The following is a 25,156-nucleotide window of genomic DNA, read 5'->3' as shown; positions in this document are numbered from 1 at the left end:
GGAAGGCCGGCCCGCACGCAGGCAACCAACTCGTCGACGTCGAAGCGGTCGGGGTCTTGACGGGCCAGGAGCGGCCCTGGGCGCGACCGCTCTTGCCCTCGCCCTTCTTTCGCTTCCTCCCGAAGCCGAAGAACGTCGGAGCCCGTCCCGCGTACAGGGGGTTGCGGACAGCCGGCCATGGATGGCCGGCGGCCGGCCGTGGTAGCAGGACGCGGAGACGGTCGGGGGAGCACACCCCCCGTACGCGGGATGGGCTGCGCGGGCTCCAACGAGGAGCTTCTCCGCGCGGCAGTGCACCAGGGGCGCGGGAGCGCTGGAAAGCGCCGAAGTGTGCCGAATTGTGCGGGAGCGACTCCATCGGAGCGTCCGCCCCGCGGCGTCCCGACGCGGCCCCAGGCCCTGCCACGCGCCCCGGAATGCTATAATCGCGCCTCAAGCCCCTATAAGTAATGTGTCGTGCGCCGGCGCAGCCGCGCCGGCCGTTGCCGGGGCGATCCAAACGGCCAGAACCTCTAGATGACCGAACACACCGGCAGCACCCCCGAGGCCGCCAACACCGGCTACGACTCCAGCAAGATCACCGTCCTGCGCGGCCTCGAGGCCGTGCGCAAGCGTCCGGGCATGTACATCGGCGACGTGCATGACGGCACCGGCCTGCACCATATGGTGTTCGAGGTGGTCGACAACTCGATCGACGAGGCGCTTGCCGGCCACGCCGACGACATCACTGTCACCATCCATGAAGACGGTTCGGTCTCGGTCTCGGACAACGGCCGCGGCATCCCGGTCGACATCCACAAGGAAGAACAGGTCTCCGCGGCCGAGGTGATCCTCACCGTGCTGCACGCCGGCGGCAAGTTCGACGACAACAGCTACAAGGTCTCCGGCGGCCTGCACGGCGTGGGCGTCTCGGTCGTCAACGCGCTCAGCGAGCACCTGTGGCTGGACATCTGGCGCGACGGCCAGCACCACCGCCAGGAATACTCCCTGGGCGTGCCGCTGTACCCGCTCAAGGCGGTGGGCACGTCCGAGGGCCGGCGCGGCACCACGCTGCGCTTCAAGCCCGCCACCGAGGTCTTCAGCGACGTCGAGTTCCACTACGAGATCCTGGCGCGCCGCCTGCGCGAGCTGTCCTTCCTCAACTCCGGCGTGAAGATCACGCTCGCCGACGAGCGCGGCGACGAAGCGCGCCGCGACGTGTTCGAGTACGAGGGCGGCATCCGCTCCTTCGTCGAACACCTCGCCCAGCTCAAGACCCCGCTGCATTCGAAGGTAATCGCGGTCTCCGGCGAGGAGAACGGCATCACCGTGGAAGTCGCGCTGCAGTGGACGGACTCCTACCAGGAGACCATGTTCTGCTTCACCAACAACATCCCGCAGAAGGACGGCGGCACCCACCTGATGGGCTTCCGCGCCGCGCTCACCCGCACGCTGACGAACTACATCGAACAGAACGGCATCGCGAAGCAGGCCAAGGTGAGCCTGTCCGGCGACGACATGCGCGAAGGCATGATCGCGGTGCTCTCGGTGAAGGTGCCCGACCCGAGCTTCTCCTCGCAGACCAAGGAAAAGCTGGTCAGTTCCGACGTGCGTCCGGTGGTGGAGCACACCTTCGGCGCCGAGCTCGACGCGTTCCTGCAGGAGAATCCGGTCGAGGCCAAGGCCATCGCCGGCAAGATCGTCGACGCCGCCCGTGCCCGCGAGGCGGCGCGCAAGGCCCGCGACCTGACCCGCCGCAAGGGCGCGCTGGACATCGCCGGCCTGCCGGGCAAGCTCGCCGACTGCCAGGAGAAGGACCCGGCGCTCAGCGAACTCTTCATCGTCGAGGGCGACTCGGCCGGCGGCTCGGCCAAGCAGGGTCGCAACCGCAGGAACCAGGCGGTGCTGCCGCTGCGCGGCAAGATCCTCAACGTCGAGCGCGCGCGCTTCGACCGCATGCTGTCCAGCGCCGAGGTCGGCACGCTGATCACCGCGCTCGGCACCGGCATCGGCAAGGACGAGTACAACCCGGACAAGCTGCGCTACCACCGCATCATCATCATGACCGACGCCGACGTCGACGGCGCCCACATCCGCACCCTGCTGCTGACCTTCTTCTACCGGCAGATGCCGGAGCTGATCGAGCGCGGCCACGTCTACATCGGCCTGCCGCCGCTGTACAAGATCAAGCAGGGCAAGACCGAGCTCTACCTCAAGGACGACGCGGCGCTGGATGCCTACCTCGCCGGCAATGCGGTCGAGGGTGCGACCCTGATCCCGGCCGAGGGCGAACCCGGCATCAGCGGCGAGGCGCTGGAGAAGCTGCTGCTGTCCTACGCCGCCGCGCGCGACACCATCGACCGCAACGCCTGGCGCTACGATCCCGACGTGCTCCGCGCCCTGGTCGATTTCACTCCGCTCGATACCGAGCGCCTGGCCCAGAACGTCGACGAACGCCACGAACTCGACATGCTCGAGAAGCGCCTCAACGAGTCCGGCCTCGGCAAGCCCCGCTACGCCCTGGATTTCCAGCCGGCCACCACCACCGCCGGTCCGGCCCTGGTGGTCAAGCGCAGGCACATGGGCGTGGAGGCGGTGCAGGTGCTGCCGTTCTCGGCCTTCGAGGGCGGCGAACTGCGCGCGCTCCGCGACGCGGCGGCGCTGCTGCACGGCCTGGTGCGCGAAGGCGCGCAGATCGTCCGCGGCAACCGCGCACAGCCGGTCACCAGCTTCGCCCAGGCCCAGGCCTGGCTGCTGGAGGAAGCGAAGAAGGGCCGCCAGATCCAGCGCTTCAAGGGCCTGGGCGAAATGAATCCCGAGCAGCTGTGGGACACCACGGTGAATCCAGAGACCCGCCGCCTGCTGCAGGTGACGATCGAGGATGCGGTCGGGGCCGACCAGATCTTCAGCACCCTGATGGGCGACGTGGTCGAACCGCGCCGCGCCTTCATCGAGGACAACGCCCTGAGGGTTTCCAACCTGGACGTCTGAGGGCGCCGGGTCCCTGCGGCGCGGCGTCCGGGCGGGCCAGGCGTTTCGCCCGGCCCCCCGGGGGAGGCATGCCCCTGACCGGTTGACGCCGCCTTCAGGCGGATGCCGATACAAGAATCGCAGCTGAGGAGGACGCACCGATGAGGATCCCGCCGTTCGCCACGGCGCTGGCCGCCGCCCTGCTGGCCGTCGCCTGCGCCACAACCACCTCGCCCACCGGCCGCACCCAGTACATCGGCGCGGTGTCGCAGGCGGAGTTGGACCGGCTCGGCGCCCAGGCCTTCACCGAGCAGAAGACGACGAAGCGGCAGACCGGCGACGCCGGCCAGAAGCGTTACGTCGGCTGCGTGGTCGACGCGATCGTCGCGCAGCTGCCGCCGGCGCAACGCCAGATCGCCTGGGAATCGGCGGTGTTCGTCGACGACAACCCGAACGCCTTCGCGCTGCCCGGCGGGAAGGTCGGCGTATACACCGGGATCTTCACCACGGCCCGCAACCAGGACCAGCTGGCCGCCGTGGTCGCGCACGAGATCGGGCACGTGATCGCCCACCACCACGACGAGCGGATCACCCGGCAGCTGGGCGCGCAGGCGGGCGTGGGCCTGGTCGGAGCGCTGGTCGGTTCGCGCTACGGCGAGGGCGCCAGCCAGACCGCCACCCAGATCAGCGGCGCCGCGGCGCAGGGTCTCTTCCTGCTGCCCAACTCCCGCGAGCAGGAGTCCGAGGCCGACATCGTCGGCCAGCGGCTGATGGCCCAGGCGGGCTTCGATCCGCGCCAGGCGGTCGACCTGTGGCAGAACATGATCGCGGCAAGCGGCGGCAGCCGGCCGCCGCAGTGGCTTTCCACCCATCCCGACCCCAGGGCCCGGATCGGCGAACTGCAGGCGCGGGCCACCTCCCTGATGCCGATCTGGGAGCAGGCACGCGGGGCGGGGCGCCGTCCAGCCTGCGGCTGAACCATTTGTCATCGGCCATTAGTGCGGTCGCGCGGGTAGCCCCGATTCTGTTAGTTTTGGCAAATCCCTGCGCACGGGCCGGCGTCCGTCGCCATACGTGCCAACGCTTCCCGAGGTCCGCATGTCCACCTACCAGACTCCCCGCAATGTCGTGGCCGCCACGATCGCCGCCGTGCTCCTTCTCGGCACCGCCGGCGACGCCTTCGCCCAGTCCTCCGGCGAACGCCGTGCCGCGCGACAGGCCGCACAGGAGGCCGCGAAGAAGGGCGCAAGTGCCGAGGAATATCCGGCGGCCGCGCGCAAGGATCCGGGGCTGCGCGCCAGCTCGCGCATCGGGCCGCGCATCAACAAGGTCTCCGAGGCCCACCAGGCAGGCGACCTCGCCGCCGCCGAGGCAGCGGCGGCGGAGATCCTCGGCAATGACAAGGCCAACGCCTACGAACGCGCGATCACCCTGCGCCTGCTCGCCGACCTCCTGCTCGACGTCGACAACGAGCGCGCGAAGGACTACCTGCGGCAGACCATCGAACTGGACGGGCTCGCCAACAACGAGCACTACGGTTCCATGCTCGCGCTGGCGCAGATCCAGATGCAGGAGGACGACTACACCGGCGCGCTGGCCATGCTCGACAGGATGCTGGCGGAGACGAAATCCGACAAGCCGGAGATCCAGGTGCTGCGCGGCAACGCCCTGTACCGCCTGGAGCGCTACGACGAGGCCATCGCCGCGCTGGAGCCAGTGATCAAGGGCAATCCCGACGCGCGCGCGGACTGGACGCAGCTGCTGATGGCGTCCTACGCCGAAAGCGGGCGCGCCGGCGAAGCCACGGCCCTCGCAGAGCAGATCGCATCGCGGACGCCCGACGACAAGCGCGCCCAGCTCAACCTCGCCAGCGTCTATCTGCAGACGGACGACTATCCGAAGGCGATCGCCGTCTACGAGCGACTGCGCCAGGCCGGCCAGCTCAGCGACGAGCGCGACTACCGCAACCTCTCCGCGCTGCACCTCAACACCGACAACGGCGAGCGCGCCGCCATCGAGGTGATCAACGAGGGTCTGGCGAAGGGTGTCCTCAAGGGCGACTACACCACCTACAGCTCTCTGGCACAGGCCTACTACTTCTCCGACCAGTACGAGAAGGCGATCGAGGCGTACCGCAAGGCGGCCCCGCTCGACGACGACGGCGGCACCTACCTCAACCTCGCCAAGGTGCTGGCCAACGAAGGCCGCACCGCGGAATCCAAGGCCGCGGCGCAGCAGGCGCTCGACAAGGGCCTGCCGAATCCGGAGGAAGCGCGCAAGCTTCTCGCGCGTTGACACGTCCCGGAAATCGCATGCCAGGCGCGGTGGTACTCCGTGCATTGATTGGTATAAGCTTGGAAATTCCCGCGCAGAACAAGGGCGCGGGTCCTGACACCGTTCGGGGCGCTCATCGCCCAGCCAGAATCGAGTTCCCCGCATGACGCAGCACGCCACGACCCTTGACCGGAACAATGACCAGGACGAGGGCCTCAACTGGGCGCGTATCGCCGGTTTCACCATGGTGGTGGCATTCCACGCCGCCGCCGTCCTGCTCCTGCTGGCCCCGGTCAATCCGCCCGGCGCCGCACAGGAGGAAGAGCAGGTCACCCGCGTGGTGATCATCGAACCGCCGCCGCCACCCCCGCCGCCGCCGCCGCCGCCGCCGAAGCCGCCGGAGCCCCAGCCGATCCGCGAGCTGGTGCCGCCGCAGCCGTCGCCGCTGCCGCCGCCGCCGGAAGAGCCGCCGGTGGTCTTCGACGAGCCCTCGCCGATGGACACCCCGGCCCCGCCGCCGGCGCCCCCGGCCCCGCCGGCTCCGACGCCCAACATCGGCGCCAGCGTCGACCCGTCCTCGCGCAGCATGAACCCGCCGAAGTACCCGCCGGCAGCCCTGCGCGCGGGCATCACCGGGCAGGTGATCCTGGTGATCGACGTCGACCCGAACGGCAACGTGACCAATGTGTCCGTCGAGCGTTCGAGCCGCAACCGCGACCTCGACCGCGCCGCCATCGACGCCGCGCGCCGCTGGCGCTTCAACCCGGAGATCCGCGACGGCGTCGCAGTCGCCGGCCGCGTCCGCGTCCCGGTCGACTTCGTCCTCTGACACGGCGGCGCGCCATGGCGCGCCACCGCACCCCATGCAACACCCGCTGTGCCCGCTCCACCCTTTTTCCAACACCACAACATCTAGAAGGTAAGCGTCATGCTGCAGGAAACCACTAACGTCCCCGCCGCCGGAGGCAGCAACGCCGCTGCGCTCCAGCAGATGGGCTTCGCGGACATGGTCCAACACATGGACGCGGTCGGTTGGGTGGTGCTCATCACCCTCCTGGTCATGTCGGCCATGTCGATCTACTGGATCATCTTCAATGCCATCAAGCACGCCCGCCTGCGCGGCAGCTCGGACCGCGTGATCAGCACGTTCTGGGAAACCCAGAACGCGCAGGACGCGATCCGCGCCATGGAAGAGGAGTCGCGCAGCGAGCCCTTCTCCAAGGTCGCGCTCGACGCCGCCCAGGCCGCCGCGCACCACCAGCGCCACGAGGGTTCGCGCCTGGTTGAGTCGCTCAACCGCTCCGAGTTCGTCGACCGCGCCCTGCGCCAGGGCGTGACCCGCGAGTCGCTGAAGCTCGAGGCCGGCCTGACCGTGCTCGCCACCGTCGGCTCGACCGCGCCGTTCGTCGGCCTGCTCGGTACCGTGTGGGGCATCTACCGTGCGCTGATCCGCATCGGTGCCAGCGGCCAGGCGGACATCGGCGCGGTTGCCGGCCCGGTGGGCGAGGCGCTGATCATGACCGCGATCGGCCTCGGCGTCGCGATCCCGGCGGTGCTCGGCTACAACTTCTTCGTCCGCCTGAACCGCGGCGTGAACAACATGCTCGACACCTTCGCCCACGACCTGCACGACTTCTTCGCCACCGGCTCGCGCGTCGGCGAGCAGAAGCGCTGAGTCGGTAAGGTCAGGTCCTAGGGAGAACCGACATGGCTTACAGTTCAAGCGGTAATGGCCATGACAAGGTCAACGCCACGATCAACATCGTGCCGCTGGTCGACGTGATGCTGGTGCTGCTGATCATCTTCATGGTCACGGCACCGCTGATGGCCCACAAGGTCCAGGTCGAGCTCCCGCAGGCCAATCTGGACGAGCGGCCGGATACCGCGCCGCCCGCCCCGCCGATCACCATCGCGGTGACCGACAACGGGGACGTCTTCCTCAACGACTCGCCGGTGACCCTCCAGCTGCTGGAGAGCTCGCTTGCGGTGGAGGCGCAGAAGACCCCCCAGCCCCCGGTCAACGTCCGCGCGGACAAGACCACGAAGTACGGGATGGTGAAGGAGGTCGTCGACCTCGCGCAGGCCGCGGGCATGCGCAAGGTCGGCTTCGTCGCCACCCGTGAGAGCAACTGACCCGGAGTTCGTACCATGGCTTTTTCTTCAGGTTCCGGCGAAGGGCCGATGGCCGAGATCAACATCATTCCGCTCTGCGACGTGATGCTGGTCCTGCTCATCATCTTCATGGTTACCGCACCGCAGCTGTCGTACCCGATCGACATCGATCTCCCGCAGCGTTCGCTCAGCCGCCCGGAGAACCCGGTCGAACCGCCGGAGCCGATCAAGCTCCGGATCGACGGCTCGGGCCAGATCTTCTGGAACGACAGCCCGGCACCGATCTCGGCGCTCCGCAACATGATGGAGACCGAGGTGCAGCGCGATCCGGGCAACCAGCCGACGCTGCAGATCGACGTCAATGCCGAGGCCGATTACGGCGTCCTGGCCAAGGTGCTTGCCGAGGCCAAGAACGCGCAGATGATGAAGATCGGCTTCGTCCGCAACTGATCCAGGAAGAACCGCCCGCGGCGTCGCCTGCAGCGCGCCACGGGACAACAACACGCTTGCTTTCTTGCGCCGCCCCACAAGGGCGGCGCTTTTTTTGGGTTCTTCTCCCGATCGAGGGGACGCCTCCGTTCGAGTCCGGGTCGGCCGCCAGGGGCGCTCCGCTGGAGTCCGGGCCGCCCGCCAGGGGCGCTCCGCTGGAGTCCGGGCCGCCCGCCACGGACGCAGGGGGGGATGCCCAGCCGGATTCTCCGCGTCCTGCTGCCAGATCCGGCCGCCGGCCATCCATGGCCGGCTCTGGGCATCCCCCCTGCATCCGCGGCGGGCACGACCTCTGGTCGAGGTCGGGAAGAAGGTCGACGTCGATGTCGAAAAGGGGGGCATCACCGGGAGCAGCCGGGCAGGCCGTGACCGCTCTTGATCTTCCCTCCCGAAGCCGGAGAACGCCGGAGCCCGTCCCGCGCACAGGGGGTGTGCGGACAGCCGGCCATGGATGGCCGGCGGCCGGCCGATGGGAGCAGGACGCGGAGACGGCCGGGGGAGCACACCCCCTGTGCGCGGGACGGGCTGCGCGGACCACAACGGAGCCGCTCCTGTGCGGCGGGACGGGCTGCGCGGACCACAACGGAGCCGCTCCTGTGCCGCGGGACGGGCTGCGCGGGCCCCAATGAAGCTGCTCCTGGCTCTTCCTCGCTCTTCCTGGCACGACAACCGCGCCCACTGCCCGCCATCACCCCTGGGCCTGGAGACCAACCTTTTCCGTTCGCTACGGAAAAGGGCGGCTACAGAAGCTCGAGGTAGCGCCTGATCGTCGTCGAAAGGCCTTCGTAAAGGGCTTCGCCGACCAGGGCGTGGCCGATGGAGACTTCCTCGACTTCCGGGACCGCGGCCAGGAAGTCGCGCAGGTTGGACTGGCTGAGGTCGTGTCCCGCATTCACGCCCAGGCCGGCGGCGCGCGCGCGCCGGGCGGTGTCGGCGCAGGCCGCGAGCGCGGCGGACGCATCGCCTTCGGCGTGCGCGTCGGCGAAGGGCCCCGTGTAGATCTCGATGCGATCCGCGCCGGTGGCGGCGGCGGCCTCGACCGCGCTCCCGGCATCGGCGAACAGGCTGACCCTGCAGCCGAGGGCACGCAGCTGCGCCACCACGGGTGCGAGCCGGGCGCCGTCGCGCGCGAAGTCGAAGCCGTGGTCGGAGGTGATCTGGCCGTCGTCGTCGGGAACCAGCGTCGCCTGCGCCGGACGCGCCTCGCGGCAGAGCGCGATGAAACCGGGATAGCCCGGCCGCGGCGCGGCGAAAGGATTGCCCTCGAGGTTGAGTTCGACGTCGCGTCCGGATGCCAGCGCGGCCAGCGCCATGACATCGTCGGCGCGGGCGTGGCGCGCGTCGGGGCGGGGATGCAGGGTGAGGCCGTGCGCGCCGGCATCGAGGCAGGTGCGGGCGGCGCGGAGCACGTCGGGCTCGCTGCCGCCACGCGAGTTGCGCAGCAGGGCGATCTTGTTGAGATTGACGCTGAGGCGGGTCATGCAGGGCAGGATAACGCCGCCGGCACGGCGTCGCGCATGCGACGCCGCGATCACGTCGCGGATTCAGGCCTGGGGCGGCTCCGCGCCGGCGGCTTCTGCCGCCGCGCGGCGCGCCTCGGCCTGCTCGCGCAGCCGGCGGAGTTCGGCCGGATCGAGCATCGCGCTGTCGTCGCGCGCCAGGCTGCCGACGCGCTGCGCCAGCAGCCCGAGGACCCAGGCCACCGTGGCCGCGAGCGCGACCAGCAGGCAGACCACCGCAAGCGCGACGGACGATGTATTGAGCGCCACCGCGAAGGCGGCCAGCGCGAGCAGCAGGAACACCCAGGACATCGTGCGCGCCTCGGCAGGGACTCGCAGCGAAGTCTAGCCGCTGCCGGCCGCGACCGGCGTCGCCGCCCGGCGGCCGCGGCGCGCCGCCGGTCGCGGTCCTGCTAGAGCAGCGGCGACATCAGCCGCGCCAGCGCTTCGGGCAGGCGTGCGCGCAGCAGCGGCCGGGGGCGCCCGCGGTGCACCCGCGGCGCATGCGCGAGCTCGCCTTCGAACAGGGCCGAAAGCTCCGCCGCGATGCCGGGATCGTCGAACAGCACCGAGACCTCGAAGTTGAGGCGGAAGCTGCGATGGTCGAAGTTGGCACTGCCCACCACCACCAGCGCGTCGTCCACGAGCAGCGATTTGCTGTGCAGCATGCGCGGGCCGTACTCGTGGATCCTCACGCCCGCCAGCAGCAGCGGCCCGAAGTACGAGCGCGCGGCCAGGGTCACCAGCGTCGAGTCGCTCTCGCGCGGCACCAGCAGGCGCACGTCGAGGCCGGCGAGCGCGGCCGAGGTCAGCGCCATCATCGCCGCCTCGCCGGGAACGAAGTAGGGCGTGGTCATCCACACCCGGGTCTTCGCCGCCTGGATCGCCGACACGTGCAGGCGATGAATGGCCTCCCAGGGCGAGTCCGGCCCGGACACCAGGACCTGCGCGCGCACCGGACCGGGGGCGGCCTCGCGCGGCGTCTCGCGGGCGACGGCGGCGAGGAAGCCGCGGTCGCCGGTGGCGTAGGCCCAGTCCTCGCAGAACACCAGCTGCAGGGACCGCACCACCTGGCCCTCCAGCCGCAGGTGCAGGTCGCGGTAGGCGGAATCCCCCAGGCGCTCGTCCTGTTCGTCGGTGATGTTCATGCCGCCGGTGTAGGCCACGCGACCGTCGATGACCACGATCTTGCGGTGCGTGCGCAGGTTGGCCCACGGTCGCCGCCAGATGCGGCCGAAGCGCATCGGATGGAACCAGGCCAGCTCGCCCCCCGCATCCAGCAGGGGCCTGAAGAAGCGCCGCGCCCGCGCCGAGCCGATGGCGTCGAGGAGCAGCCGGACCTGCACGCCGGCGCGCGCACGCTCGACCAGCGCATCGCGCAGGGCGGTGCCGGTCCGGTCGGGCTCGTAGATGTAGTACTCCAGGTGCACGTGCCGTTCCGCCGCCGCGATGTCGGCCAGCAGCGCGCCGTACTTCGCGCCGCCGTCGACCAGCAGGCGCACGTCGCTCGCGCTCGCGGGCGGCAGTCCGGTGGTGGCCGCGCCCAGGCGTGCGAGCTCGGCGGCGTCGACGTGGAAGGTTCCGCCGAGGTCCCCCTCGGCCGGCAGCAGCTCGCGGCTGCGCGCCCGGCGCAGGCGCTGGCGGTGGATCCGCTGCGGCCCGAACACGTGGTAGATGAGGAAGCCCAGATAGGGAAGCAGCGCCAGCCCGAGCAGCCAGCTCAGGGTGGCCACCGGTTCGCGCTTCTGCAGCACGATCCAGCCGCCCAGCACCGCCATGTACACCGCCCAGGCCAGGCCCAGCCAGGCCACCAGGTGGGGAAGGGAGAGCAGTTCCTGCCAGGCGTCGCGCAGTGCGTCCAGGTTCGCGTCCCCCGTCGCAGCCGCTGCGACACCGTGGGCGTAGGCTAGCCCGATGCGCGACGATGGCAAGACCAGGCTGGCGGTGCTGGGGCCGGGGAAGGGCCGCGGCGCGGCCTCGTTCGTGCCCGGTCGCTTCGAACAGCGCCGCGCCGCCCGCATCGACGACGGCTGGGGCTCGGGCCACGACTTCAGCGACGCCACCGGCGAGGCCATCGAGCCGGGCCCGGACACCGTGGTCAGCGAGGAGCGCGCGCGCAGCATCATCAGCCGCAACCAGTCGCCGGACGTCGGATTCAGCCAGTCGATCAACCCCTATCGCGGCTGCGAGCACGGCTGCGTCTACTGCTTCGCGCGCCCGAGCCACGCCTATCTCGACCTGTCGCCGGGGCTGGACTTCGAGACCCGCCTGTTCGCCAAGGCCAACGCCGTGGAACTGCTGCGCGCCGAGCTGGCGCGTCCCTCCTATCGCTGCGCGCCGATCGCCCTGGGCGTGAACACCGACGCCTACCAGCCGCTCGAACGCCGCCGCCGCATCACCCGCGGACTGCTCGAAGTGCTGGCCGAGGCGCGGCATCCGGTCCACCTCATCACCAAGAACGCGCTGGTGCTGCGCGACCTCGACCTGCTTGCGCCGATGGCGGCGCAGGGGCTGGTGCAGGTGGCGGTCTCCGTGACCACGCTGGACAACCGGCTGGCCGCGCGCATGGAACCGCGGGCCTCGGCGCCGCATTCCCGCCTGAAGGCGATCGCCGGCCTGCACGAGGCCGGCGTGCCGGTCGGCGTGATGGTGGCGCCGGTGATCCCGGCGATCACCGACTCCGAACTGGAGGCGATCCTGGAGGCCGCCCGCGGTGCGGGCGCCGGCACCGCGTCCTATGTGCTGCTGCGCCTGCCGCACGAACTCAAGGAGATCTGGCGTGAATGGCTCGCGCTGCACTATCCCGGCCGGGCGGCGCATGTCATGAGCCTGGTGGCGCAGATGCGCGGCGGCCGCGACTACGACAGCGCCTTCGGTACGCGGATGCGCGGCGAGGGGCCGTTCGCGCAGCTGCTGGCCGCACGTTTCGCCCGCGCGCACCGACAGCTGGGGTTCATCCGGCCGCCGCCGCTGGACTGCTCCCGCTTCGTCCCGCCGCGCCCGGAATCCCCGCAGGGTTGTCTGTTCTAGAGCTTCGGCAACCCTATACGCCGCGACCACGGTTCGTTGGTGTACGGTGCCGCGATGATGCCGGAACCCACCCAGGCCTGGTCGCCCTCCGGGCAGTCCCCGCGGACGTCCGACGCGCACGCCGACGACGAGGGCGAAGCCGGCGCGCGCCTGCGCGCCTGCCAGGACGAGCTGGCGCGCGTGCTGAAGGACCAGGCCCTCGTGTCCTACGGCATCGCCCACGACCTGCGCGCGCCCCTGCGCGCCATCGACGGTTTCGCGGCCATGCTGGAGGCCACCGCCGGCGAGGCGCTGGACGCTTCCGGACGCGACCACCTCGCCCGCATCCGCGCCGCGGCGTCGCGCATGGCGTCGCTGATCGACGGGCTGCAGGCGCTCTCCCGGGCCGCGCACGACCCGCTCGACATCGCCGACGTCGATGCCAGCCTGCTCGCCGACTGGGCCCTGGCCGAGCTGCGCGACGCCGACCTCGCGCGTCCGGTGGAGGCCGAGGTGCAGCAGGGCATCCAGGTGCGTGCGGACGAGCGCCTGCTGAAGCTGCTCTTCGACCAGCTTCTGCACAACGCCTGGAAGTTCTCCGCCGGCACCGGGCCGGTGCGGATCTCGGTGACCGCGGAATCCGTCGGCGACCGCGTGCGCATCCACGTCCGCGACCAGGGCAGCGGCTTCGACCCGCGGCATGCCGGGCAGGTCTTCGAACCCTTCCAGCGCATGCACGCCCCCGAGGAGGGCGGCGGCCACGGGCTGGGCCTGGCGATCGCGCAGCGCATCGTCGTGCGCCTGGGCGGCGACATCGGCGTCGACACCGCGCCCGGCAGGGGCAGCACCTTCCACGTCGGGCTGCCGCGGGCCGGAGGCTCCACGCCGTCATGAACACCCGTCCGATCCTGCTGGTCGAGGACAACCCGGACGACGTCGAGCTCACCCGCATCGCCCTTGCCGAAGCGAAGATCGCCAACCCGCTGCATGTCGTCGGCAACGGCGCCGAGGCGCTGGACTACCTGTTCCGCCGCGGCGCGCATGCCGGCCAGGAAGACGGTGGCCAGCCGTCGCTGGTGCTGCTGGACCTCAACATGCCGCGCATGGACGGCCGCGAGGTGCTGCAGGCGATCCGCGCCGAAAGCCGCACGCGCAGCCTGCCGGTGGTGGTGATGACCACCAGTGCGGAACCCTTCGACGTCGACGCCTGCTACTCGCTGGGCGCGAACAGCTACATCCGCAAGCCGGTGGACTTCGGCCAGTTCATGTGGGCGGTGAAGCAGGTCGGCCTGTACTGGCTCGTGCTGAACCACCCCCGCGAAGACCAGCCCCTGGTCCCGCCGGCCCCCCTTTAGGAGCGGGAACGGCCGGGGGGTTCCCGGCACGCCGGGCCGCAGCCAGGGCCGCCCCCTGCGGGAGAAGCGCCGGGCCGCCGCGGTCAGGCGTCGTGGTCGAGGTGGTAGCGGGTCGCGGCCTCGACTTCGGCCCTGGAGCCCAGGAACACAGGCACGCGCTGGTGCAGCTCGGCGGGTGCGATGTCCATGATGCGCGCGCGGCCGTTGGTGGCCGCGCCACCGGCCTGTTCGACCAGGAACGACATCGGGTTGGCCTCGTACATCAGGCGCAGCTTGCCGGCCTTCGACGGATCCTTGCGGTCCCAGGGATAGATGAAGATGCCCCCGCGGGTGAGGATGCGGTGCACGTCGGCGACCATCGAGGCCACCCAGCGCATGTTGAAGTCCTTGCCGCGCGGGCCTTCCTTCCCTGACAGCAGGTCGCGCACGTAGTCCTGCATCGGCGCCTCCCAGTGGCGCTGGTTGGACATGTTGATCGCGAATTCCTTCGTTTCCTCCGGGATGCGGATCGCCTCGCGGGTGAGCAGGAATGCGCCCTGCTCACGGTCGAGGGTGAAGGCGTGGGTCCCGTGGCCGAAGGTCAGCACCAGGGTGGTCTGAGGTCCGTAGATGCAGTAGCCGGCTGCGACCTGGGCGGTGCCCGGCTGCAGGAAGTCCTCGTCGCCGGGCGCGGCCACGCCCTCGGGGCAGCGGAGCACCGAGAAGATGGTTCCGACCGAGACGTTGACGTCGATGTTGCTGGAGCCGTCGAGGGGATCGAACAGCAGCAGGTAGTTGCCGCGCGGATAGGCGTCGGGGATGGGGTGGCAGTGCTCCATCTCCTCCGAGGCGCAGGCGGCGAGATGGCCGCCCCAGGCGTTGGCCTCGAGCAGGATCTCGTTGCTGATCACGTCGAGCTTCTTCTGCGCCTCGCCCTGGACGTTGCCGGTGCCGGCGTCGCCGAGCACGCCGCCCAGCGCACCCTTGCCGACGGCGATGGAGATGCTGGTGCAGGCGCGGGCGACCACCGCGATCAGCTGCCGCAGGTCGGCGTTGATGCGGCCGGCGCGCTGCTCCTCGATCAGGTGGCGGGTGAGGGAGACGTGGCTGGACATGGCGACCCGGGGATGGACTGGAGGCCGCCATTCTCCCGGCCTGCGTCGGGGAAGCAAGCGCGTGGCAGACTGGCGATCTCCCGAGGACCATGCGACCCGTGCCGGACGACACCGTTTCCCTGCTGCTGGCCGGTTCATCGGCGCTCGGCGCCGGACTGCTGATCGGCCTCGTGCGCGAACGCGGCCACGCCCCCCCATTCCACCGCGGGCCTGCGCACCCACGCCATCGTCGCGCTGTCGGCGGCGGTGGCGGCCTGGCTGGGCAACGCGGTGCTGCTCGTGGTCCTGGCCGGGGTGGCGCTGCTGGCGGCGATGTCCTACCACGCCAGCCACGAGGACGACCCCGGCCTGACCGGCGAGGTCGCGCTGCTGTCCTCGGCCCTGCTGGGCGCGCTGGCGGTGCGCTCGCCGGCGCTCGCCACGGGGCTGGCGGTGGTGGTCGCGGTGCTGCTGTTCGCGAAGCAGCCGCTGCACAGGCTGAGCCGCGACCTGCTGAGCGAGCGCGAGTTGTTCGACGGCCTCTTCCTGCTGGCCTCGGCGCTGGTGGTGCTGCCGCTGCTGCCCGACCGCGGCTTCGGTCCCTACGACGCGCTCAATCCGCGCACGCTGTGGCTGCTGGTGGTGCTGGTGATGGCGGTGGGTGCGCTGGGCCATGTCGCGCTGCGCGTGATCGGCAACCGCTGGGGCCTGGCGGTGTCGGGCTTCTTCGCCGGCTACGTCTCCTCGACGGCGGCGGTGCTGGGCTTCGGCCAGCGTGCGAAGGAGTCGCCGCAGCTGACGCGCTCGGCGGTTGGCGCGGCGCTGCTGGCCAACCTGGCTTCGCTGAGCCTGAGCGTGCCGGTGCTGGGCGCGCTGTCGCCCTCGCTGGTGGCCGAACAGCGCTGGGTGCTGCTGGCCGTCGCCGCGGTGCTGCTGGCCGGCGGCCTGCTCGGCCTGCACGCCGGTCGCGAGGACGAAGTGGCGCCGCCGACCGCGGAGACACGCATGTTCCGCTTCAGCCACGCGCTGGGCTTCGCGGTCCTGGTCGGAGGCATGGTGCTGCTCGCGGCGGCGCTGAACCGGTGGATCGGCGCCGGCGGCGCGATGGCGGCCGCGGTGATCGCCGCGGCCGCGGAGCTGCATGCGTCGATCGCCACCCTCGGCAGCCTGCGCCTGGGCGGCGCGATCGATGCTGCACAGGGGCGCTGGCTGATGGTCGGCCTGCTGGCGGCGAGCATGGGCACGAAGTCGGTGCTGGCGGTGGTCAGCGGCGGGCGCGGCTACGGCCTGCGCGTGGCCGTCGGGCTGCTGGCGTCGCTGGCCGCTGGCGCAGCGGCGGCCGCCCTGGCGCCCGGCTGACGGAGGACGGCCTGGGCTTTTCCCGCCACGCATCCGCGTGCGGATGAAACAGGCGGCGGTCAGGGGCGGTCGAAGCGCCACTCCACTCCGAGCATCCAGCTGCGGCCGGCGCCTGGCTCGTAGTAGCGACCGTTGCCCTCGTTCACGATCACCGAACCGATGTGGTCACGGTCGAGCAGGTTGTCGACCCGCGCGAACAGGCGCAGGGGGCCGGTGACGGTGTTCCAGCGACGCGACGCTTCCACGTGCAGCAGGCCATGGCCGGCGGCCGACTCCGTGCCGGCGTCATTGACCATCACGTCGCCCATGGCTTCGGCTTCGAGCGCCGCGGTCCAGGGCCCGCCGTCATTCCACTGCAGGCGCACGAAGGCCTGGCGCTCGGGGACCCCGGGGATGCGGCGGCCGCTGGCGGCATCGCAGCCGCCCCCCGCGCCGATCGCGCAGCCCCGGAACTCAGCGGACAGCGCCGTCGCCGACAGCTGCAGATCCCAGGCTTCGCCCAGCGGCTGCCACCACGACAGCTCGATGCCCTCGCGGCGCGCGCCGCCGGCGTTGCGGTAGCTGCTGCGCCCGGCGATGTTGGTGGCCACCGCGATCTCGTCGTCGGTGTCGGCGCGGAACAGCGCGGCTTCCAGCCGGCCGCCGGTGGGCATGCGCCACTTCATGCCGAGCTCGACATTGTCGCTCACCGCCGGACGCAATCCGAAGGCTGGGCCGGCGCCGCCGTCGGCGCGATAGGACAGCTCGTTGAAGGTGGGCGTCTCGAAGCCGCGGCCGGCCGAGGCGTACAGACGCAGGTGCTCCGAAGGCGCGAAGGTGATGCCGGCGACGGGCGAAGTCTCCGAATAGTCGACGCGGCCGCTGTCGTCGGGATTGCCGGCGCTGACGTAATGGTCGCGCGAGCTGAAACCGACCTCGCTGCGGCGCGCGCCCAGCAGCAGCGACCAGCGCGGCGCGATCCGCCACCAGGCCTGCGCGTAAAGAGCGTCGGACTCGACCTCGTTGCGCTCGTCGCGGCGCAGCGCGCCGCGCACGCCGAGCGCCTCGCCGACGAAGTTCTCGAAGCCGCGGCGGTGCTGGCGCTGGCGCTCGCCCGCGATGCCGGCCGCCACTTCGAGGGGGACGGTCCGCGAGCGCACCGCTCCACGACCAGCGCGCATCGAACCCGGAGTAGCGGTTGTCCAGGTCGATCACGCCGCCCGAATGCAGCGGATTGCGCTGCGGCGCGGGCGGGATCGGCAGCACCTGCATCACCTCGCGGTCGCCGCCCCAGGCCGACAGGCGCAGCGCCTGCGCCTCGCCGAAACCCTGCTCGAACACCGCGCCGGCCTGCGACTGGCGCACGCTCTTGCGGGTGTCGAAGAGGTAGGCGTTGGCCACCGCCTGGCGCGGGTCCTCGCGCACCTGCTGCGCGGTCAGGCCCAGCGGGTCGCGGGCTTCCGGGATGTCGACGTGGTTGAGCACCAGGTCGAGGCGGCGACGCCCGCCGAGGTCGAAACCGAGCTTGAGGTTGGCGACGTCGCGGCGCGCCGCCGAATGGTCGCGCCAGCCGTCGGTGTCCTGGCGCGACACGGCGAGGTTGTAGCCGAGCACGCCATTCCCGCCGAGCAACCGCGCCGCGCCGGTCCATGTGCCGTCGCTGCCGACGGTGGCGCGCACCCGCCAGGGATCGCCGGCGCGGCCGTCGGCGCCGTGGATCGAGACCACGCCGCCCGACGAATTGCCGTGCAGCGCCGAGAACGGCCCGCGCAGGACCTCGATGCGCTCGGCGCCGGCGAGGCTGAAGTGCGAGAGCTGGCCCTGGCCGTCGGGCATCGAGGCCGGGATGCCGTCCGCATACAGCCGCAGACCGCGCACCCCGAAGGTCGCGCGCGCGCCGAACCCACGGATCGAGAGCTGCGTGTCCTGCGCCAGGTTCTGGCGGTCGCGCGCGAGCAGGCCGGGGATGCCGCGCAACACTTCGGAGACGTCGCCATCGGCGTTCGAGCGTTCGCCGTCGAGGTCGATGGTGGCGGTGGACGCGGGGATTTCGAAGGCCGGGACCGTGCGCAGGCGCGTGGCTTCGACGACGACGGCGTCGAGGGTGGTCGGGGCGTCGGCGGAACCCGGAGGCGAGGCGACCGGTGCCTGGGCCCGGACCGGCGCGGCGGCGAATGCGAGCGCGATCGCAATCGCGACGGACAGCGTCGCCGGCGCGGACGCCATCGCCGGCAGGATGAGCGGGGCGGGAGTCATGCGCCCATTGTCGCCCGCGACAGGTGGCGGGCTGGTGGAAGCGTTCTCTCGCGAAAGGAATGCCTGGTTTTTTGCGTTTCGCTGCTCGCGGCTGTAGCCGCTCCTACAGGGTGGGCGGCTCGGTTCAGACGTCGGCGTCGGTCGGCCAGCCTTCGCCGGTGCCGCGCTGGAACACCGTGTCGGTGTCCAGCACCGTGCCGGCCGGGATCGACGGCTGGTCGGCCAGGCGCGCATAGATGGGCCTGAAGTCGGGCCGGGTCGCGTCCATCAGCTGCTCGAAGCTGTCGATCACGAAGTAGGTCTTCTGATAGGTGTCGATGCGGTAGCGCGTGCGCATGATGCGCTCGAGGTCGAAGCCGATGCGGTTGGGCGCGGCCGACTCCAGGCAGTGCACCGACTCGCCGCTCGACGACACGATACCGCTGCCGTAGATGCGCAGCCCGCGGGACTCGCGGATCAGCCCGAACTCCACCGTGTACCAGTACAGGCGGGTCAGGTTCTGCAGCGCGTCGGGGCCGATGCCGTGCGCCTTGACCCCGCCGCGGCCGTAGGCGGCCATGTAGTCCGCGAACACCGGGTTCATCAGCAGCGGCACGTGGCCGAACAGGTCGTGGAAGAGGTCCGGCTCCTCGATGTAGTCGATCTGGTCGGGGCGGCGGATCCACCAGGTGACCGGGAAGCGGCGGTTGGCCAGGTGCTCGAAGAAATCGAGTTCCGGCAGCAGTCCTTCGACGCCGACCAGGCGCCAGCCGGTGGCCGGCTCCAGCACCCGGTTGAGGTCCTCGTACTTCGGGATGCGGTCGGGCGTCATGCCCATCGCGTCCTGCGCGTGAAGGAAAGCCTCGCTGGCACGGCCGACCAGCAGCCTGCGCTGGCGCTCGAACAGCGTCGCCCAGGTCGCATGGTCCTCGGCGGTGTAGCTGTCCCAGTGCTGGTCGACCACGCCGGTGGCGTAGACCGGCACCTTGCCCTTGTCGGTGTGGAGGTTCTCGACGCGGCGGGGGGCGGTGGGGGCCTGGGCGGACATGGTGGGCTCCGAAGGGCTGGAAAAGGGGCCGGGCGACCGATCCCCGTCGATCCGGGGAAAGGCAAGGCCGACTCCTGCCGGTGGGCGATCATCGCGACGGCATGGCGCCGCAACTTTCGCGCGCATACGACGCGGTCTGCATTCGACTTTATCCGCTCACGCCCGCAATATGGTTGCGATTCTTGCCGTGTCCAGGGCGTCAGGCGCAATATCATTGCGTCCAGCCACCGGAAGCGGCCATGACTGCCCCCGACACCCTCGATCGCATCGACATCCAGCTGCTCGCCGAGCTGCAGCGCGAAGGCCGGCTGAGCAATGCCGAACTGGCCGAGCGCGTGCACCTCTCGCCCTCGGCCTGCCTGCGGCGCGTGCAGCGGCTCGAGCGCAGCGGGGTGATCGCCGGCTACCGCGCCGAACTGGATCGCGAACGCCTCGGCCTTGGCCTGACCGCCTTCGTCCGCATCCGCCTGAACCACCACGACGCCGCGGCCGTCGCCGACTTCGCACGCGGGGTCAACGAATGGGACGAGGTTGTCGCCTGCCATGCGTTGACCGGCGACATGGATTACCTGTTGCAGGTGGCCGTGGGCGACCTCGAGCACTTCTCGCGCTTCCTGCTGGACCGCGTCCTGGCCCGCCCGGGCGTGGGCGACGTGAACTCCAGCTTCGTGCTGCGCACGGTGAAGCCGATGCGCGGACTGCCACTGCCGTCGCCGTAGCTCCCGCGATCGAACGCGCTCAATCGCGATCGAGCGGGCTCAGCACGCCGCCCGCGCCGCGCCCGAGCACATGCGTATAGATCTGCGTCGTGGCCACGTCCTTGTGCCCGAGCAGCTCCTGCACCGTGCGTATGTCGTGGCCCGATTCCAGCAGGTGCGTCGCGAAGGAGTGCCGAAGCGTGTGGCAGGTCGCCGGCTTGTCGATGCCGGCCGCCACCCGCGCCGCCTTGACCGCGCGCTGCAGCACCGCCTCGTCCACGTGGTGGCGACGGCGGGTGCCGCTCCGCGGATCCACCGACAGCCGCGATGCCGGGAAGACCCACTGCCAGCCGGACTCCCGCCCCGCGGTCGGATACTTCCGCGACAGCGCGTGCGGCAGCCACACCTCGCCGTGCCCGGTGGCCAGATCGCGCGCATGCAGCACCCGCACGCGTTCGATCTGGGCCTGCAGCCCGGCCTCGAGCCTGCGCGGCAGCGGCACCCTCCGGTCCTTCCCGCCCTTGCCGTTGCGGACCAGGATCTCGTGGCGCCCGAAGTCGACGTCCTTCACCCGCAGCCGCACCGCCTCCATCAGCCGCATGCCCGCGCCGTAGAGCAGCGAGCCCATCAGCGCCGCCTGCCCGTCGAGCAGCGCCAGCAGCGCACGCACCTCCGCATGCGTCAGCACTACCGGCAAGCGCTTCGGCCGTTTCGCACGCGTGACCGACCCGACCCACGGCATCTCCAGCCCCAGCACCTCCCTGTAGAGGAACAGCAGCGCGGCCAGCGCCTGGTTCTGGGTGCTGGCCGCGACGTCGTGGCGCACCGCGAGTGCGGAGAGGAAGGCCTCGATCTCGGCCAGGCCGAGATCGCGTGGATGGCGCCGGTCGTTGGCGAGGATGAAGCGGCGCGCCCAGCCGACGTAGGCGCGTTCGGTCCGGATGCTGTAGTGCTTCGCGCGGCAGCGGATGCGGATCTGGTCGAGGAGATTGGGGGATCCGTTCGGCGCGGGGGATCCGGATCCGGGGAAACCCGCAGCGGGCCGCTGGGCGCCGGAGGAAGCGCCGCTGTCCCCCGCAGCGCTGGTTACCGCCTCACTCTTGGCCCGGTATGACATACCGCCTCATCAACGGGGTATTTGCCGGAATCATTACCGCTGTGGGCGCGCATGGGTAGGCGACAAGGGCCTGATTTCGGGTGGGATTTTTCTTGCTTGAACTCGCAGGGCGCGGAGCGAGGCTACCTGCTACATTCCGTTTTTGAGATCTACTTAGTGTTAGGCACCACATGACAGATCAGCGCGACTTCAACAGTCTCTACGCCAAGGGCATGCGCACGGCCGTAACTGAGCGGCTTACGGAGGCCACGCTCGAACGTATGAGGACCCAAGCTATAGGCGGCGCTGGCATTGCACTCGGCGTGATATTGCTTTTGCTACAGACAAGCCTCGATAGTAGGGCGCTAGAGATCGCGCTCTACTCTGCAATCTTCGCAATTCCCGCTTGGATCGCCGCTTGGCAGTATGTTGAGGCGTACATGTTCTGCGGAAAGCCATCGTATGAGCATTTCAACAGCCCCAAGGGTTCCTTGGTTGCTGCTGCTTTCGCCATTTCCGGCATGCTCCTCCTGCTCATAGCCGTCGTTTCACTCATCTGGCACATGTCTCCTGCGGGCGCAGTGGTGTTCCTGGCGGTGTCGCTTGCCGCTGCAGTTCTCATCTATAGGCATCACAACGCGGTTCGCACTTTTGCTGACAAGGCAAGTGACGGCGGTAGTGCCTAACAATTCATTCAAGCCGAACCCGCTTCGCGGGTCGGCTTAATTCAGGCGTTAGATTTCACGGAGAGTCCATGCCAAGTCCAGATCACTTCGCCCTGCTCAAGTCGGAGCTGCCAACTTTCCAGAAGCTTGGAGATATGACAGGCGCACTCCGTCACTTCGGCCAAGAAGTCATGCGGTTTCACTCGATCGCTGGCACCCTGTTGGAGAACATGAAGCTCGACAAGAGTTCGGTGGATGAGCGCTACATAACGCACATTCTGGCGAGGTCGGTCATTGAAGGGTTTTTCTGGCATGCGTACATATTTGATGCCCCTGCCACTCGCGGGGCGCGCTATGAGGAGTTTGTAAACTCTTTCAAGCGCGACTATCTAAAGCTCTACAACGAGAACCTATTTCCACAGAAATCACAAATTGAAGCTGCAGATCCGACCTGGGCAGGCCTTCCTGCTGCGCTAGACGTGAAGAGCATGCTCGCTCAGTTAAAAAATGATCACGGCGACAGGCTGGATTACTTGTACCTCGTCTATCGCATTGCAAGCTTTGATACTCACGGAAAGAACTTGAATGCCGTGTTTGAGCATGTCTTCGGAAGACAGTGCAACTTTCCCTTCTTGGATTTGCGCTTTGGATTTGACCTCATCGCCAACCACTATCTTGTGATCTTGCAAGATCTGCGGTCCGGCGGTGAAATCTAACAATTCATTCAAGCCGGAGCCGCTTCGCAGCTCGGCTTAATTCTGGCGTTAGGCCTCAGGAGCCAGCAATGCCGCGACACGAGAAGATCAACTACGTTGAGTTCCCTTCGCGAGACTTGGAGGGAACGAAGCGATTCTTCGGCCAGACATTCGGCTGGGCGTTCGAGGATTACGGTCCCGACTACGTCGCATTTTCCGACCAAGGACTGGATGGCGGATTCTTCAGGTCTAATTTGGCGGCTCGCACAGAAGCAGGAAGCGCACTTATCGTCCTTTACAGTGACGACCTCGAAGGTACGCTCCGCAAAGTCGAGGCTGCAGGCGGTGACTTGGTCAAGCCAATCTTTGCTTTCCCAGGTGGTCGCAGGTTCCATTTCACAGAGCCCGGTGGCAATGAGCTCGCTGTGTGGTCGGAGCCTGAGGCCTAACACGTTCAAGCCGAAGCCGCTTCGTTACGCAAAGCACATGGCAGATAAAGCTTGCCATGTGCTTTGCTCCACTGCGCGTCTCGGCTTAACTTAGGTGTTAGGCCTCGCATCCGAAAAATTCGTGTCGGAGGACCGAAAATGCAGTGGATCGGGATTGCGTTTGCTCTACTTGGTCTTGTTCTACTTCTTGTTGGGTTTGCAAAGAACAATCGGTACGTTCTTGTAGTGGCAGGCATTGCACTTTTCTTGGGGGGCTTTCCGGACTTTGCCCGCGGGTACCTGGATGGCTACAGCGGGACGTGCAGCCAGCCTTCTGAACCCCACTAATGCAGGCCATGCCCGCAAGCTTCAGTAGCGGATTCCGCCGTTGGCCGCGGGCAGCCTAACAAGGCGTGTTGGAACCCATATGAACCAACAAACATTTCCGATGATTATCTATGCTGCTCTGGCGATAGTCTGTATCGCTTACTTGGTGCGTGGTGTAGCTCCTCGGGTGGCGGGCGTGGTCGGGTGGTCCAGTGGGATTGCCGCGTCGCTGACATTCATGGCCATGGTCGTGATCGACGCTTTCCAGCCCGAGCTGCCTGGCATTCTGCAGAACTTGGCTATGCCTGCTCCCTTGGAGCGCACGAAAGCGTACTGGGCGGCTTTGTTGCTCCATGTGACGATAAGCTTGATTGGGGGCATTTATTGTTTCCACCAACTCGTTACATTTCGGACCGGCTTCGCACATACAGCACGTGGAGCCTGACGCTGTTCCAGCGGACGCCGCTTCGCGGCGCGGCTTGATTCTGGTGTCAGGCCTCAAGGGAGAGTCCGAGGTGCTCAAAGAGATCGGCGGCGTGCCTGTCCTGGCCAAGCACCGTGCCACGTGTCACTGCGGCTCGGTGGAGCTCGAGCTTGATCTGCCACAGGGCATCGTTGATCCCCGGCGCTGCGACTGTTCCATCTGCCGTCGCAAGGGTGCAGTGGTGGCCTCGGTTTCCTTATCGGGGATTCGCATCGTCAAAGGCTCGGAGCATCTCAAGCTCTACGAGTTCAACACCCGTACTGCCAAGCACTACTTCTGTGGCAACTGCGGCATCTACACGCACCACCAACGCCGGTCCAATCCCGACCAATACGGCTTCAACGCTGGGCATGACGTCCGCGGTCCCAACCGCACGGAGCTTCGCCGCGCGTTCAACACGATCACCAGTGCTCATGAGCGCTGGTTCTGCTATGTTTTCGACGAGTCCTCGTCAGCCCTGCCCCTTGAGGGCAAAACTGGAAGCGGAGACAGCGGCGGACCGGCGCTCGTCCAGATCAATGACCAATGGGTATTGGTCGGGCTGTCCGCCTGGGGATTCATTCACGGCGATGTCAGGGCCACGCGGCCAGGGCTCTATGGCCAGCTGACCTGTAATGTCCGCTTGAGCCACTACATCGAATGGATTCAGGGCGTGATCTCGGAGCCGCTGGGAGCATGAAATGAAATTCAGCGATCTCGAAGAAGCAGCGCTTGAGCTCAATGGTCTCTACGAAGAGCTGGAGGTCAAACGGTGGGGTCGCGTCTGGACCACGCAGGAGTTGGCGCTTGGCTTCATGGGCGATGTCGGCGATCTTGCAAAGCTGATCCAAGCGCACGCCGGCGTCCGAACCATTGAAGATCATCAGGCGAAAATAGGCCACGAACTGTCCGATTGCTTGTGGTCGATTATGGTCCTGGCCAACAAGTGCGGCGTCGATCTCGAGGCGGAGTTCATCAAGAACACCAGCGAGATTTCCGAGTATGTGTCAGGCGAGCTCGCGAGGTGGCGGTAGCCGCCTGACAGTTCGTCCGAGCCGACGCTTCTTCGCGGCGCGGCTTAGGCCTCACAGGGGCCAGTTCTGTTTGTGATCCGCAACATCAACTCAGGGGGAGTTAGAGATGGCTGATCTACTGGGGGGCGGCTTCGGCCTCATCATCATCCTGTTTCTCTTTGTACTCGCACTGCTGTGGTTCTTGCTTCCTTTTGCGATCTTTGGCACGAAAGACAAGCTTGCCGCGATCATCGAGGAGTCAAAGAGGACCAACGCAGAGTTGGGGCGTATCGCAGCCGAACTGGCGGCCACACGCACTGAGCTGGCAGCGCAAAGGTTGCAGCGGTCCGCGGCTTAACTCGGTCCAGGGGCGGGCGGCTGATCCTCACG

24 protein-coding genes and 2 pseudogenes are annotated in these 25,156 nt (G+C 68.6%); 19 read left to right on the top strand and 7 right to left on the bottom strand.

The window, feature by feature from the left end; genetic code table 11:
* The first annotated feature begins 516 nt into the window (after nucleotides 1-516).
* From gyrB to FPZ22_RS07405, 7 genes are all read left to right on the top strand, one after another.
* On the top strand, nucleotides 517-2,970 hold the full coding sequence (gene gyrB / locus FPZ22_RS07435; RefSeq protein WP_144891781.1) for a DNA topoisomerase (ATP-hydrolyzing) subunit B: 2,454 nt from the start codon (nucleotides 517-519) through the stop codon (nucleotides 2,968-2,970).
* A 140-nt stretch (nucleotides 2,971-3,110) separates the two neighbouring features.
* Nucleotides 3,111-3,926 carry a M48 family metallopeptidase gene (locus FPZ22_RS07430; protein WP_144891778.1) on the top strand — a complete coding sequence of 272 codons (816 nt, stop codon included), beginning with the start codon at nucleotides 3,111-3,113 and terminating at the stop codon, nucleotides 3,924-3,926.
* A gap of 121 nt (nucleotides 3,927-4,047) precedes the next feature.
* Nucleotides 4,048-5,244, top strand: coding sequence for a tetratricopeptide repeat protein (locus FPZ22_RS07425; protein WP_144891776.1), 1,197 nt, complete (start codon nucleotides 4,048-4,050; stop codon nucleotides 5,242-5,244).
* A gap of 142 nt (nucleotides 5,245-5,386) precedes the next feature.
* Nucleotides 5,387-6,052, top strand: a complete 666-nt coding sequence (locus FPZ22_RS07420) for an energy transducer TonB (protein ID WP_144891774.1) — start codon at nucleotides 5,387-5,389, stop codon at nucleotides 6,050-6,052.
* 99 nt (nucleotides 6,053-6,151) lie between these two features.
* The gene (locus tag FPZ22_RS07415; RefSeq protein ID WP_144891772.1) at nucleotides 6,152-6,898 is read left to right on the top strand and encodes a MotA/TolQ/ExbB proton channel family protein; all 747 of its coding nucleotides are present in this window, start codon (nucleotides 6,152-6,154) and stop codon (nucleotides 6,896-6,898) included.
* A 32-nt stretch (nucleotides 6,899-6,930) separates the two neighbouring features.
* A complete protein-coding gene (locus FPZ22_RS07410) occupies nucleotides 6,931-7,356 on the top strand; it encodes an ExbD/TolR family protein (protein ID WP_144891770.1) in 426 nt (141 codons plus the stop codon).
* A 15-nt stretch (nucleotides 7,357-7,371) separates the two neighbouring features.
* A complete protein-coding gene (locus FPZ22_RS07405; RefSeq protein WP_144891768.1) occupies nucleotides 7,372-7,785 on the top strand; it encodes an ExbD/TolR family protein in 414 nt (137 codons plus the stop codon).
* Between the two features lie 779 nt (nucleotides 7,786-8,564).
* Here the strand turns inward: FPZ22_RS07405 and FPZ22_RS07400 are convergent.
* The 3 genes from FPZ22_RS07400 to cls all read right to left on the bottom strand — a co-directional run bounded on the left by FPZ22_RS07400 (nucleotide 8,565) and on the right by cls (nucleotide 11,185).
* Nucleotides 8,565-9,305, bottom strand: coding sequence for a pyridoxine 5'-phosphate synthase (locus tag FPZ22_RS07400; protein WP_144891766.1), 741 nt, complete (start codon nucleotides 9,303-9,305; stop codon nucleotides 8,565-8,567).
* Between the two features lie 63 nt (nucleotides 9,306-9,368).
* The gene (locus FPZ22_RS07395; protein ID WP_144891764.1) at nucleotides 9,369-9,635 is read right to left on the bottom strand and encodes a hypothetical protein; all 267 of its coding nucleotides are present in this window, start codon (nucleotides 9,633-9,635) and stop codon (nucleotides 9,369-9,371) included.
* Nucleotides 9,636-9,736: 101 nt separating this feature from the next.
* Nucleotides 9,737-11,185 (bottom strand): cardiolipin synthase, encoded by a 1,449-nt coding sequence (cls, locus tag FPZ22_RS07390; protein ID WP_246121017.1) that lies wholly within the window; start codon nucleotides 11,183-11,185, stop codon nucleotides 9,737-9,739.
* A 52-nt stretch (nucleotides 11,186-11,237) separates the two neighbouring features.
* On the opposite strand from cls, the gene FPZ22_RS07385 reads away from it, so the two are divergent.
* Genes FPZ22_RS07385 through FPZ22_RS07375 form a run of 3 tightly spaced genes read left to right on the top strand, consistent with a single transcriptional unit; the run spans nucleotide 11,238 to nucleotide 13,687 of the window.
* Nucleotides 11,238-12,353, top strand: a complete 1,116-nt coding sequence (locus FPZ22_RS07385) for a PA0069 family radical SAM protein (protein WP_144891760.1) — start codon at nucleotides 11,238-11,240, stop codon at nucleotides 12,351-12,353.
* A gap of 54 nt (nucleotides 12,354-12,407) precedes the next feature.
* Nucleotides 12,408-13,226 carry a sensor histidine kinase gene (locus tag FPZ22_RS07380; RefSeq protein ID WP_144891758.1) on the top strand — a complete coding sequence of 273 codons (819 nt, stop codon included), beginning with the start codon at nucleotides 12,408-12,410 and terminating at the stop codon, nucleotides 13,224-13,226.
* Nucleotides 13,223-13,687, top strand: coding sequence for a response regulator (locus FPZ22_RS07375; protein WP_144891756.1), 465 nt, complete (start codon nucleotides 13,223-13,225; stop codon nucleotides 13,685-13,687). Before FPZ22_RS07380 ends, FPZ22_RS07375 begins: the two co-directional genes overlap by 4 nt.
* 83 nt (nucleotides 13,688-13,770) lie before the next feature.
* Here the strand turns inward: FPZ22_RS07375 and FPZ22_RS07370 are convergent, their stop codons facing one another.
* Nucleotides 13,771-14,781: a class 1 fructose-bisphosphatase gene (locus FPZ22_RS07370; protein WP_144891754.1), complete on the bottom strand. Its 1,011-nt coding sequence runs from the start codon at nucleotides 14,779-14,781 to the stop codon at nucleotides 13,771-13,773.
* 246 nt (nucleotides 14,782-15,027) lie between these two features.
* Here FPZ22_RS07370 and FPZ22_RS07365 point away from each other — a divergent pair, with 246 nt between their 5' ends.
* Nucleotides 15,028-16,119: an MgtC/SapB family protein gene (locus FPZ22_RS07365; protein WP_144891752.1), complete on the top strand. Its 1,092-nt coding sequence runs from the start codon at nucleotides 15,028-15,030 to the stop codon at nucleotides 16,117-16,119.
* 59 nt (nucleotides 16,120-16,178) lie between these two features.
* On the opposite strand, the pseudogene FPZ22_RS07360 reads toward FPZ22_RS07365, so the two are convergent.
* Both FPZ22_RS07360 and phhA read right to left on the bottom strand, forming a co-directional pair.
* Nucleotides 16,179-18,324 (bottom strand): annotated as a pseudogene (locus FPZ22_RS07360) (TonB-dependent receptor family protein).
* A 154-nt stretch (nucleotides 18,325-18,478) separates the two neighbouring features.
* Nucleotides 18,479-19,381, bottom strand: coding sequence for a phenylalanine 4-monooxygenase (phhA, locus tag FPZ22_RS07355; RefSeq protein WP_144891750.1), 903 nt, complete (start codon nucleotides 19,379-19,381; stop codon nucleotides 18,479-18,481).
* Between the two features lie 239 nt (nucleotides 19,382-19,620).
* Here phhA and FPZ22_RS07350 point away from each other — a divergent pair, with 239 nt between their 5' ends.
* Nucleotides 19,621-20,100: an Lrp/AsnC family transcriptional regulator gene (locus FPZ22_RS07350; protein WP_144891748.1), complete on the top strand. Its 480-nt coding sequence runs from the start codon at nucleotides 19,621-19,623 to the stop codon at nucleotides 20,098-20,100.
* Between the two features lie 19 nt (nucleotides 20,101-20,119).
* On the opposite strand, the gene FPZ22_RS07345 is transcribed toward FPZ22_RS07350, so the two are convergent.
* The gene (locus tag FPZ22_RS07345) at nucleotides 20,120-21,196 is read right to left on the bottom strand and encodes an integron integrase (RefSeq protein ID WP_144891746.1); all 1,077 of its coding nucleotides are present in this window, start codon (nucleotides 21,194-21,196) and stop codon (nucleotides 20,120-20,122) included.
* Between the two features lie 170 nt (nucleotides 21,197-21,366).
* On the opposite strand from FPZ22_RS07345, the gene FPZ22_RS07340 reads away from it, so the two are divergent.
* From FPZ22_RS07340 to FPZ22_RS07310, 7 genes and pseudogenes are all read left to right on the top strand, one after another.
* Nucleotides 21,367-21,861: an adenosylcobinamide-GDP ribazoletransferase gene (locus FPZ22_RS07340; RefSeq protein WP_144891744.1), complete on the top strand. Its 495-nt coding sequence runs from the start codon at nucleotides 21,367-21,369 to the stop codon at nucleotides 21,859-21,861.
* A 68-nt stretch (nucleotides 21,862-21,929) separates the two neighbouring features.
* Complete coding sequence (locus FPZ22_RS07335; protein ID WP_144891741.1) at nucleotides 21,930-22,556, top strand: hypothetical protein; 627 nt, start codon at nucleotides 21,930-21,932, stop codon at nucleotides 22,554-22,556.
* A gap of 68 nt (nucleotides 22,557-22,624) precedes the next feature.
* Complete coding sequence (locus FPZ22_RS07330) at nucleotides 22,625-22,984, top strand: VOC family protein (protein WP_144891739.1); 360 nt, start codon at nucleotides 22,625-22,627, stop codon at nucleotides 22,982-22,984.
* Nucleotides 22,985-23,390: 406 nt separating this feature from the next.
* Nucleotides 23,391-23,735, top strand: a complete 345-nt coding sequence (locus FPZ22_RS07325; RefSeq protein WP_144891737.1) for a hypothetical protein — start codon at nucleotides 23,391-23,393, stop codon at nucleotides 23,733-23,735.
* 70 nt (nucleotides 23,736-23,805) lie between these two features.
* Nucleotides 23,806-24,123: pseudogene (locus tag FPZ22_RS14060) on the top strand (GFA family protein); the annotation flags it as partial.
* A gap of 331 nt (nucleotides 24,124-24,454) precedes the next feature.
* Complete coding sequence (locus FPZ22_RS07315) at nucleotides 24,455-24,787, top strand: nucleoside triphosphate pyrophosphohydrolase family protein (protein WP_144891733.1); 333 nt, start codon at nucleotides 24,455-24,457, stop codon at nucleotides 24,785-24,787.
* 106 nt (nucleotides 24,788-24,893) lie between these two features.
* Entirely contained in the window at nucleotides 24,894-25,124 is a 231-nt protein-coding gene (locus FPZ22_RS07310) for a hypothetical protein (protein ID WP_144891731.1), read from the top strand.
* Nucleotides 25,125-25,156 lie beyond the last annotated feature (32 nt).

The organism is Luteimonas granuli (genome assembly GCF_007795095.1).
GTDB classification, from domain to species: domain Bacteria; phylum Pseudomonadota; class Gammaproteobacteria; order Xanthomonadales; family Xanthomonadaceae; genus Luteimonas; species Luteimonas granuli.
Note: the sequence above shows the minus strand (reverse complement) of the source record. Positions and strands in the feature narration are given on the sequence as shown.